Consider the following 11429-nt stretch of genomic DNA (forward strand, 5'->3'; position numbering starts at 1 on the left):
TTAATTGTCCACGGGACAACGCATCCTGCGCTGGTAAATTACCCGCACGCAAACGTAAGTCTGCTTTATGGGGGCCGCTGCCCGTATTTCCAGCGGCTAAATCTCTTGAATATTGGTTTTCAAGTAATTGGGCAAAATCCGTTTTACTGTCCCATCCTCGAGTAAAAGAAACCTTAATATCAATCTGAGGTAAAAACACTCCGATTATACCCTTTAGTAGCACATTTAACGAGTCTACATATTGATTTCGTATATCGGTAACCTGTTCAGCATACCGCACCAACTCCTTATCCCAAAACTGTATTTGGCTATAGGAAGATTGATTTCTAAGTAATTGGTTTCGTTGCTTTAATACCTTTCGAGTATTCACCCAAGCTTGATAGAAATGTGGATCAGAATGAAATGCACCCCAATCGATAAATTGACGACGGGCTTTAGGTCCCTCAAACAATAAAGAAAAACTTTCGGGAGTAATAACTTGAATGGGTAATGTTTCGGCCAGGGTTGATAAACGCTTCACTTTCTCGCCATCAATTTTAACTTCGATTTCGCCACTTCGATGACGACGTAAGCCTATTTTACAATCTCTATCTGCATCAATTAAATGCGCAAACAAGGTCAGTTTATCATCATCATTATTGATCACACGTTGGGATAAATGGCTTCTAAACGAACGGCCCATACCCAAAAAATAAATAGCTTCAAGAATACTGGTTTTGCCACTGCCATTTTGACCGTAAATCAAATTTAAGCCATCACAAGGCTGTAATGAAGCAGAGGTAATATTACGAAATGAACCAATGTTAATGCGTGATAAACTCATGAAGACCTATTGTGATAACCCAATAAAACGCTAGAGACAAAGAAGGTGCTTTGCAGCACCTTTGATATAGCAATAACACAATAACGCATTACAGGCGCATTGGCATCACCACATACATAGAATCTTCTTCTTTGTGGTTCTCAATCAAGGCACTGGAATTACCATCAATTAAAGTAATTCGCACTTCATCACTGGCTAAGTTGTTTAATACATCAAGCAGGTAACTAACGTTAAAACCAATTTCTAGATTGTCAGAGTCATATTCAACATCAATAATCTCTTCTGCTTCTTCTTGCTCTGGATTATTGGCAGTAATTTTTAATAAACCAGTTTCAAGCTGAATACGTACTCCACGGAATTTTTCATTCGATAGGATAGAAGCACGAGTTAACGCTTGTTTTAGTTGATTGCGACTGGCGATAACCACTTTGTTGCCACCCTTAGGTAACACACGGCGGTAATCAGGGAAACGGCCATCTACAAGCTTACTGGTAAATACTGCAGAACTGGTAATCGCTCTAATGGCATTATCACCAATGGCAATGGTAATGTCCTGATCGTCACTGTCGAGCAAGCGCGCCATTTCAACCACCCCTTTACGAGGCACAATCACTTGTTTTTCAGGTAATGAAACATCAAGCGTACGATGGCTTAAGGCTAAACGATGTCCGTCGGTAGCAATAGCACGTAATACATTGCCTTCCGTCTCAAATAACAAACCATTGAGGTAATAACGGACATCTTGGTTAGCCATTGAAAACTGAGTTGAATCAATAATCGACTTCAACACGCCTTGCTTTAAGCTAAATTCGATATCCGCCTGGAATTCTTCAACGTTGGGATAATCTGCGGCGGGTAATGTTGCCAATGAAAAACGGCTGCGACCTGAACGCAATAACCATTTATTATCTTGTTGTTCGACCTTTAATTCGCTCTGCTCTGGTAATGACTTAACAATATCCAGTAGCTTTTTAGCAGGAACGGTCGTACGACCGATATCAATGTCACCATGAATAGCCGCTTGGCCCACCAACTCAACCTCTAAATCAGTGCCCGTTAGCTTAAGTGATGACTCACTAACTTCAACTAATAAGTTGGCTAAAATAGGTAAGTTGTGTCTGCGTTCTACCGCGCCGCACACTAGCTGCAACGGCTTTAATAGGGCGTCCCTATCAATTGAAAATTTCATCGTGTCTACATTCCCTGAATTAAGAAGACAAAGTTCTAATCAAGTTAGCATAATCTTCTTTAATATCATGACTTTCTTCGCGCAGTTGGGCGATTTTACGACAAGCATGCAATACTGTCGTATGGTCACGACCACCAAAAGCATCACCAATTTCCGGTAAACTTTGGTTAGTAAGTTCTTTAGATAGCGCCATTGCCACTTGCCTAGGCCTTGCCACACTGCGAGAACGGCGTTTAGACAGCATATCTGCCATTTTTATTTTGTAGTATTCAGCAACAGTCTTCTGAATATTATCTATAGTGACTAATTTTTCTTGCAGTGCCAAGAGATCTCTTAATGCTTCACGCACAAAGTCGATAGTGATTGGACGGCCAGTAAAGTTAGCATTAGCAATCACGCGGTTTAGTGCACCTTCTAATTCACGTACGTTTGAACGTAAACGCTTGGCAATAAAGAATGCCACTTCATCAGGTAGGTTTATTCCACTCTCTTGTGCTTTGCGCATTAAAATCGCTACGCGGGTTTCTAATTCAGGTGGCTCAATAGCAACCGTTAAGCCCCAACCAAAGCGTGATTTTAAGCGATCCTCTACCCCGTCGATCTCTTTTGGATAACGGTCTGAGGTTAAAATAATTTGATGATTACCTTCTAACAATGCATTAAAGGTATGGAAAAACTCTTCTTGTGAACGATCTTTATTGGCAAAAAATTGAATGTCATCAATAAATAGCGCATCGACACTACGGTAATAACGTTTAAATTCTTCGATCGCGTTATTTTGCAGCGCTTTTACCATGTCCTGAACAAAACGCTCAGAATGCATATACACCACTTTGGCATTGGGATTATTTTTAATAATGCCATTACCAACCGCGTGTAAAAGGTGAGTTTTACCTAAACCAGTGCCGCCATATAAAAATAACGGATTATAAGCACCACCAGGATTTTCAGAAACTTGCAATGCCGCTGCTTTGCCTAACTGGTTCGATTTACCTTCAACGAAGTTATCAAATTGGTAAGTAGGATTAATATTGCTGCGGTGATTAGGGTTAATAATCGGTTCAGCCTGGGTATTAAAGGACGTGGTTCCTACCTGGGCTTTAGTTTGGCGATTAACAGGTTTAGCCGCTACAGGAGCTGGCGCAACCGGACGAGCTGAGGGACGGCTACCAATATCAAAACGTAACTTAGGTGCATTACTGCCCATTTGTTCAGTAAAAAATTGATTAATGATATTGATGTATTTATCGCGTACCCAATCCAGCACAAAACGATTTGGCGCATACAAAACCAAAGTATCACCATCCATTTCAGCCTGTAACGGACGGATCCACATACTGAACTGCTGTGCTGATAACTCGTCTTGCAGTCTGCCGATACATTGTTGCCAAAGTGAAACCGCCACTTATTTATCCCCAAATATCTTTAATCAAAGGAGGTGTATTCTATAGGGAGATCACAATGATCGCTATCCTTTAAAGAAGAATTATCCCCAGCGGGATCATTCTGTGTATATATCTGAGATCAACGAAGATCAAAATCGATCCATTAATTGCAAAATTCAAGCAAATCCAGCTTTATTAACCGATCCACCTTGATCTATAATAGCATTTCTTTGATCTACTGAAACAACGAAAGATCCACAAGATATAGTGTCTGTACACAGACTTATCCACATCTTCTGGTGCTTAATCGATAGTAGCTTCAAATAAAGATTGGCAGAAATTTGTCATATAAGTACTTTCGTTATTGACGAGGCTACTTAAAGTGATTACAATTCGGCCTCTTTTTTGCCCTTACCTCTAATTTTGGAGATAAGGTAAATTCACTAACAAAGACGGATTGCCATCATGAGTAAACGTACTTTTCAACCTAGCAACCTGAAGCGCAAGCGTTCTCACGGCTTCCGCGCTCGTATGGCTACTGTAGGCGGCCGTAAGGTCCTTGCACGTCGTCGTGCGAAAGGTCGCGCTCGTTTATCTGCGTAAGTAGATAACTAGGTGACTAGCTATACCTTTTCGCGGGAGTTACGTTTGTTAACTCCCGCGCAATTTAAATCTGTATTCTCCAATCCAATCAAAGCATCCTCTGCTGAAATAACTCTGCTCGCAATTCCAAATTCAGAGCAACATCCTCGTTTAGGATTAACTGTGGCCAAACGTTTTGTTAAACGTGCAAACCAACGTAATCGTATTAAACGTGTGATAAGAGATAGTTTTCGTTTACATCAACACGACATCCCAGATATAGATATCGTTGTATTAGTCAGAAATGGCGTGATGGAAATGGAAAATGCAGAACTACACAAATTAATAGAAAAGCTATGGCGCAAACTCAGTCGCCGTTACAATGGCTAGCAACCACGGTTATCCGTGGTTACCAAATTCTTATCAGCCCTTTATTGGGACCGCGTTGTCGGTTCAATCCAACTTGTTCTTATTATGCTATAGAAGCAATAAAAACACATGGAACAGTAAAAGGTAGTTGGTTTGCAATGAAACGCATATTAAAATGTCACCCTTTACATCCCGGCGGTAGTGATCCCGTCCCCCCTAAAAATGACAGGTGTAATAAATAGGCTATGGAATCTCAACGCAATATATTGCTAATCGGTCTGCTGTTTGTCAGCTTTTTAATGTGGCAACAATGGCAAACAGATAAAGCACCAAAACCAGCAACAGCACAGACTGTTACTCAAACTAACGCCGCCTCACAACACAGTGCTGACGTTCCAGAAGCAGATATCTCTGGGGTACCAGTAGAATTACCTGCAAATAAAAACCTTATTAGCGTTAAAACTGATCAGCTTGATATTAAAATCAGCCCGATTGGTGGTGACATAGTTTATGCCGCATTAGTGGAACATAAACGCGAAATTGACAGTAGTGATCCATTTGTCATTTTAGAGCAAAAGAACAATTTCACTTATATAGCCCAAAGCGGACTTATTGGTCGTGATGGTATTGATAGTAGTGCCAATGGTCGAGCAGCTTATAGTGTTCAAACCAATTCATATTCTTTGGCTGATGGTAAAGACACATTAACCGTGCCATTTACTTATACAGCAGACAACGGTGTCACCTACGTAAAAACCTTTACGTTCACTCGTGGTCAATATGATGTCGGCGTAGATTACAGCATCAGCAATACTTCAGCTGCACCGTTACAAGTGCAGATGTATGGTCAAATTAAGCAAACGATTAAAGAATCTGAAAGCAGCATGATGATGCCAACCTATCGTGGTGGTGCTTTCTCGGCTCAAGATACTCGTTATGAGAAATATAACTTTGACGATATGGCTGACAAAAATCTCGCTAAAGTAACACTCGGTGGTTGGGCAGCAATGCTACAACATTACTTTGTGTCAGCTTGGGTGCCGCCAGCAACAGATTCAAACACCATTTTCTCAAGTATGAGTGCTGGTGGAATGGCTAATATTGGTTTCCGAGGTGCGGTATATGATATTGCTCCTGGCGCGACTCAAGAAATTAGCTCGCAGTTTTATGTTGGTCCAAAAAACCAAAAAGAGCTTTCAGCTATTTCTGAAACCTTAAACTTGGTTGTTGATTACGGTTTCTTATGGTGGTTAGCCATTCCAATCCATTGGTTATTGATGTTCTATCAATCATTTGTGGGTAATTGGGGTGTAGCTATTATTTTGATCACCCTCACCGTTCGTGGTGGTCTATATCCGCTGACTAAAAAGCAATATACCTCTATGGCCAAAATGCGTAATCTGCAGCCTAAATTGACAGAGATGAAAGAACGCTTTGGTGATGACCGTCAAAAGATGGGTCAAGCTATGATGGAACTGTATAAGAAAGAAAAAGTAAACCCTATGGGCGGTTGCTTACCTATTCTGTTACAGATGCCAATTTTCATTGCATTATACTGGGTACTACTTGAAAGCTATGAATTACGCCACGCGCCATTCATGCTTTGGATTACTGACTTATCAGTTCAAGATCCGTACTATGTATTGCCATTGTTAATGGGCTTATCAATGTTCTTGATGCAAAAAATGCAACCGGTAGCGCCAACAATGGATCCAATGCAAGTGAAAATGATGCAGTGGATGCCAGTTATCTTTACCGTATTCTTCTTATGGTTCCCAGCTGGTCTAGTACTTTACTGGTTAGTGGGTAACTTAGTTGCAATCACACAGCAGAAAATTATTTATGCTGGCCTTGAGAAAAATGGCATAAAATAAGCCTAAGCTCAATGTTGTATAACTGATTAAAAAGGCGGCTGATTAGCCGCCTTTTCCTTTATCAATTTTATAGGTAATACCGTGACAACAGACACTATTGTGGCACAAGCCACCGCCCCTGGAAGAGGTGGCGTAGGCATCATTCGTATTTCTGGTGATTTAGCCACTAATGTAGCAACAGCGATTATTGGCCATGTGCCTAAAACTCGTTATGCAGAATATTGTGACTTTAACAATGCTGACGGTCAGGTGATTGATCAAGGGATTGCGCTATTTTTTAAAGGACCAAATTCATTTACCGGCGAAGATGTCCTAGAACTGCAAGGTCATGGTGGTCAAATCGTGCTCGACATGCTAATTAAGCGTGTAATGGAAATAGACGGTATTCGCATTGCTAGACCAGGTGAGTTCAGCGAACAAGCCTTTATGAACGATAAACTCGACTTAACTCAAGCAGAAGCGATTGCTGACTTAATTGATGCTACTAGTGAACAGGCAGCAAAAAGTGCCTTGCAATCACTACAGGGTGAATTTTCAAAAGAAGTACACGAGCTTGTCGACCAAGTCACCAACCTGCGCTTATATGTAGAAGCAGCGATTGACTTCCCCGATGAGGAAGTCGACTTCTTATCCGACGGTAAAATTGCCAACGCGTTATATAAAATCATCAGTAAACTAGACACTGTACAAGCTAGCGCCAAGCAAGGTTCAATCATCCGCGAAGGAATGAAAGTTGTGATTGCCGGCCGCCCTAATGCCGGTAAATCAAGCTTACTTAATGCATTAGCCGGTAAAGAATCAGCCATTGTGACTGAAATAGCCGGAACGACTCGCGATGTACTTCGTGAACATATCCACTTAGACGGTATGCCACTGCACATTATCGATACGGCTGGGTTACGAGACACACTCGATACTGTTGAACAAATAGGTATCGAACGCGCATGGGCAGAAATAGCCAGTGCCGATAGGGTCTTGTTTATGGTCGATGGCACCACAACTGATGCTGTGAATCCTCACGAAATTTGGCCCGACTTTATCGACCGTTTACCTGCAAAACTAGGGGTAACGGTAGTACGAAATAAAGCAGATCTAACGGGTGAAGCCTTAGATAAAACCGAAGAACAAGGCAGTTGTGTTTACCGGATATCAGCTAAAACAGGTTTAGGTGTTGATGAGTTAAAGCAGCATCTTAAATCATTAATGGGTTACCAAAGTAACTTAGAGGGGGGATTTATTGCCCGTCGCCGTCATTTAGAAGCGCTCGAGCTTGCCGCAAATCACTTACAACTGGGCAAAGAACAACTTGAAGTGTATTTAGCTGGAGAGTTACTAGCAGAAGAACTGCGCATGACACAAATGGCCTTATCTGAAATCACCGGTAAATTCACATCAGATGATCTATTGGGCAAGATTTTTGGCTCATTCTGTATTGGTAAATAGTGTATCGATAAATAGGTGTAAATTGATGAAACTCGCTAACCAAGTTGTGGTACTCGATTTTGAAACCACAGGACTATCACCAGATAACGGTGACCGAGCCATAGAAATTGGGGCGGTTAAGTTAGTTAATGGTCAAATAGTCGATACTTTTCAGGAATTGATTAATCCTGGTCGGCGAGTCAATAGCTTTATTGAGCAATACACTGGTATTAGTAACGATATGCTTAAACATGCCCCTGCGTCCAAACAAGTCATGGGGCAGTTTGCTAAGTTTATTGATGGTTTTAATTTGGTGGCACACAATGCCAGCTTTGATAAAAAGTTTCTCGATGCCGAGTTTAGCCATAACAAACTGCATTACAGCGGTCAATTTGCTTGCTCGTTGTTATTATCAAGGCGGATAAGCCAAGATGCCCCTAATCATAAGCTTGGCACGCTTGTAAATCATCACCAATTACCTAACGATGGCGTGTTTCACCGGGCCTTGGCTGATGCCACCATGACCAGCCATTTATGGTTACATCAAATAGATCTATTACAACTACAGCTGCCCAAACAAGCTATTACCATTGATATTATCAATAAAATATCCAGCCTTCCAAAAGCTCAAATTGCACGTTATTTGCGAACTATGAGCTAGAGTATTGTTAACTTCCATCGTTAACATTGGTTCGAGAAAAACAGCATATAGTTACAACTCTTGCGATAACTTATCGACCAGCAATCTGACTTTGGGTGATAAATGGCGATTATGCGGATACAAAGCCCAAATACCTTCTTTAGGTTGTTGAAAAGGAGCAAGCAATACCGCTAACTGCCCCTCTGCTATAGCATCATTGACGTAATATCCTGGTAACTGCACAATCCCCAAACCACATATAGCTGCATTCAATAAACTCAAACCACTGCTACAAGCTAAAGACCCATGCACTTTTACCGTCTTAGGTTTACCTTGCTCAACAAAATGCCAATGTGACTGACTGCCGATTAAACAATTATGCTGACTTAACTCCGATAACGCATAAGGCGTACCGTATTTAGCGATATAACTCGGGGCTGCGCACACATATTGGCTTCGACTCGTAAGCCGCTTTGCCATCATAGTAGAATTAGTTAACCGCCCTAACCTAATCGCCAAGTCATAACCACCATCCACTAAGTCAAGTTGCTGATTAGTCAGCTCACAAATCACTTCAATGTCAGGATATTGCTGCATAAAATCAATCACTATCGGCATGATAAACTTTTCACCGTAAGTCACTGGTGCAGTAATTCTAATAAGTCCTTGTGGCTTATCTTTTAAACTTGAAATAGCGCGTTCTGCTTCATCAAGACTGTTTAATACCTGGCGACAATGCTGATAATAGACCGTACCTTCTTCGGTTAACGATACTTTACGAGTGGTGCGATAAAATAATTTGGTGTTTAAACGGTTTTCAAGCTGACTAATTTGTCGACTCACTTGCGCGGTAGAAATACTCAAACGCTTGCCAGCCACAGTAAAACTGTCCGTTTCGGCCACCGCCACAAATTCAAAAATGCCTTCCCACTTCATAATTATTACATTCTCGTAAAAGTCATTTGCAAAATAAGCTAATTATCATTCTATGATAAACAAATACAATGGCTAAATACACTACACTGTAGTCATACCTCTTAACCATGTTGACCATGGTCGTTAATGTTAAGGAAATCATTTATGTCAGCACAATTTATTAAATCAAAAGCCGCTATTGCTTGGGGACCTGGCCAGCCACTATCGGTAGAAGAAGTCGACGTCATGTACCCAAAAGCAGGTGAAGTCATGGTACGTATTGTGGCATCTGGTGTTTGTCATACTGATGCTTTCACGCTTTCAGGTGATGATCCTGAAGGGGTATTCCCAGCGATTCTTGGTCATGAAGGTGGCGGTATTGTTCACATGGTAGGTGAAGGCGTTACTAGCGTACAAGTCGGCGATCATGTTATTCCGTTATACACAGCAGAATGTGGAGTATGTAAATTCTGTACTTCTGGTAAAACTAATCTTTGTAGCGCAGTACGTGAAACTCAAGGAAAAGGATTAATGCCAGACGGCACCACGCGTTTCTTTAAAGATGGTGAGCCAATTTTTCACTACATGGGCTGTTCAACATTTTCTGAGTACACCGTATTACCGGAAATATCATTAGCCAAAGTCAGTAAAGATGCGCCTTTAGAAGAAGTCTGTTTATTAGGTTGTGGTGTGACCACCGGCATGGGCGCTGTATTGAAAACAGCTAAAGTTCAAAAAGGTGATACTGTCGCTATTTTTGGTTTAGGCGGTATCGGTCTATCAGCAATTATTGGTGCCACCATGGCTGGCGCCAGCCGAATTATTGGTATTGACCTTAATGAATCTAAATTCGAACTTGCCAAAAAATTAGGTGCAACCGACTGCATTAACCCTAAAAACTTTGATAAGCCGATTCAAGAAGTGATTGTAGAAATGACCGATGGTGGTGTCGATTTCTCATTTGAATGTATTGGTAACGTCAATGTAATGCGCAGTGCATTAGAGTGCTGTCATAAAGGTTGGGGTGAGTCAGTCATTATTGGTGTAGCCGGTGCAGGCCAAGAAATATCAACCCGTCCATTCCAGTTAGTCACTGGTCGCGTATGGCGCGGCAGTGCATTTGGTGGCGTTAAAGGACGCAGTGAATTACCGGGCATTGTTGAGCAATACCTAGCTGGCGAATTTAAACTTGACCACTTTATTACTCACACCATGGGTATTGAAGGCATAAACGATGCATTTGATTTAATGCACAAAGGTGAAAGTATTCGCAGCGTGATCCACTTTGCCAAGTAACGCTTAATTTATCATGACAGACGCAGTTAAGCGTTAAACAACTTAACTGCGGTCTGACAAATAAGGACACATAATGACCATTGAAAGTATCAGCAGTACCAAAGCATTTGGTGGTTGGCATAAACAATACAGTCATCAATCAAGTGCGCTTAATTGCACCATGCGGTTTGCTATTTACTTACCACCACAAGCCGAAAGCCAAAAAGTACCGGTTTTATACTGGTTGTCAGGGCTTACGTGTACTGATGAAAACTTTATGCAAAAAGCAGGTGCACAGCGAATAGCAGCAGAGCTAGGCATGGCTATTGTCGCACCCGATACCAGCCCACGAGGTGAAAATGTCGCAGATGATGCTGACGGCGCTTATGACTTTGGTTTAGGCGCAGGCTTTTATCTAAATGCCACTAAACCACCATTTAGTCAGCATTACCAAATGTATGATTACGTGGTAAACGAATTGCCTGCATTGATTGAAGCTCATTTTCCGGTAACAGAACAACGTAGTATTAGCGGTCACTCAATGGGTGGACATGGCGCGTTAACTATCGGATTAAAAAACCCTAATAAATATAAAAGCTTGTCTGCATTCAGTCCTATTTGTCACCCAATGGACAGCCCATGGGGCATCAAAGCATTCCGCGGTTACTTAGGTGATGACCAGCAACAATGGAAACAATACGATAGCTGCGAGTTAATGGCCAATAGCCAACTATTTGTGCCCGCGCTGGTGGACCAAGGCAGTAATGACAATTTTTTGAACGAGCAATTAAAGCCACAAGACTTAGTCAAAGTAGCAAAAGACAAAGGTTATCCGCTTGAACTAAGAATGCAGCCTGGTTATGACCACAGCTATTATTTTATCGCGACATTTATTGAAGACCATCTGCGTTTTCATGCAAAGTATTTGTCATTAAGTTAACTATCCAAGTAATAC

At 41.5% G+C, this 11429-nt stretch carries 12 protein-coding genes; 8 read left to right on the forward strand and 4 right to left on the reverse strand.

All coding sequences use genetic code 11. The annotated features are described in order from the left end of the window. The 3 genes from recF to dnaA form a co-directional block, all read right to left on the reverse strand. Positions 1-823, reverse strand: an 823-nt coding sequence (gene recF, locus CXF78_RS05230) for a DNA replication/repair protein RecF (RefSeq protein ID WP_102036186.1), incomplete at its 3' end; no start/stop codon positions are given. An 88-nt stretch (positions 824-911) separates the two neighbouring features. Next, positions 912-2012: a DNA polymerase III subunit beta gene (gene dnaN, locus CXF78_RS05235; RefSeq protein ID WP_102036187.1), complete on the reverse strand. Its 1101-nt coding sequence runs from the start codon at positions 2010-2012 to the stop codon at positions 912-914. A 19-nt stretch (positions 2013-2031) separates the two neighbouring features. Continuing rightward, positions 2032-3417 carry a chromosomal replication initiator protein DnaA gene (dnaA, locus tag CXF78_RS05240; protein WP_011635493.1) on the reverse strand — a complete coding sequence of 462 codons (1386 nt, stop codon included), beginning with the start codon at positions 3415-3417 and terminating at the stop codon, positions 2032-2034. Between the two features lie 445 nt (positions 3418-3862). Between dnaA and rpmH the strand changes: the two genes are divergently transcribed. From rpmH to CXF78_RS05270, 6 genes are all read left to right on the forward strand, one after another. Further along, complete coding sequence (gene rpmH / locus CXF78_RS05245) at positions 3863-4000, forward strand: 50S ribosomal protein L34 (RefSeq protein ID WP_006083827.1); 138 nt, start codon at positions 3863-3865, stop codon at positions 3998-4000. 12 nt (positions 4001-4012) lie between these two features. After that, complete coding sequence (gene rnpA, locus CXF78_RS05250; protein ID WP_011639470.1) at positions 4013-4369, forward strand: ribonuclease P protein component; 357 nt, start codon at positions 4013-4015, stop codon at positions 4367-4369. After that, positions 4336-4590 (forward strand): membrane protein insertion efficiency factor YidD, encoded by a 255-nt coding sequence (gene yidD / locus CXF78_RS05255; RefSeq protein ID WP_011639469.1) that lies wholly within the window; start codon positions 4336-4338, stop codon positions 4588-4590. Before rnpA ends, yidD begins: the two co-directional genes overlap by 34 nt. A gap of 3 nt (positions 4591-4593) precedes the next feature. Continuing rightward, positions 4594-6222 carry a membrane protein insertase YidC gene (gene yidC / locus CXF78_RS05260; RefSeq protein ID WP_102036188.1) on the forward strand — a complete coding sequence of 543 codons (1629 nt, stop codon included), beginning with the start codon at positions 4594-4596 and terminating at the stop codon, positions 6220-6222. 81 nt (positions 6223-6303) lie between these two features. Beyond that, positions 6304-7665 carry a tRNA uridine-5-carboxymethylaminomethyl(34) synthesis GTPase MnmE gene (gene mnmE, locus CXF78_RS05265; RefSeq protein ID WP_059746110.1) on the forward strand — a complete coding sequence of 454 codons (1362 nt, stop codon included), beginning with the start codon at positions 6304-6306 and terminating at the stop codon, positions 7663-7665. 25 nt (positions 7666-7690) lie between these two features. After that, positions 7691-8305 (forward strand): 3'-5' exonuclease, encoded by a 615-nt coding sequence (locus CXF78_RS05270; protein WP_102036189.1) that lies wholly within the window; start codon positions 7691-7693, stop codon positions 8303-8305. Positions 8306-8356: 51 nt separating this feature from the next. Here CXF78_RS05270 and CXF78_RS05275 read toward each other — a convergent pair whose 3' ends face one another. Beyond that, complete coding sequence (locus tag CXF78_RS05275; RefSeq protein WP_102036190.1) at positions 8357-9223, reverse strand: LysR substrate-binding domain-containing protein; 867 nt, start codon at positions 9221-9223, stop codon at positions 8357-8359. A gap of 141 nt (positions 9224-9364) precedes the next feature. Here CXF78_RS05275 and CXF78_RS05280 point away from each other — a divergent pair, with 141 nt between their 5' ends. Both CXF78_RS05280 and fghA read left to right on the forward strand, forming a co-directional pair. After that, positions 9365-10495, forward strand: a complete 1131-nt coding sequence (locus tag CXF78_RS05280) for an S-(hydroxymethyl)glutathione dehydrogenase/class III alcohol dehydrogenase (RefSeq protein ID WP_011639464.1) — start codon at positions 9365-9367, stop codon at positions 10493-10495. 73 nt (positions 10496-10568) lie between these two features. Then, on the forward strand, positions 10569-11414 hold the full coding sequence (gene fghA / locus CXF78_RS05285; protein ID WP_102036191.1) for an S-formylglutathione hydrolase: 846 nt from the start codon (positions 10569-10571) through the stop codon (positions 11412-11414). The last annotated feature ends 15 nt before the right edge of the window (positions 11415-11429 follow it).

Origin of the sequence: Shewanella sp. 11B5, assembly GCF_002836795.1 — a bacterium.
Taxonomy (GTDB): domain Bacteria; phylum Pseudomonadota; class Gammaproteobacteria; order Enterobacterales; family Shewanellaceae; genus Shewanella; species Shewanella frigidimarina.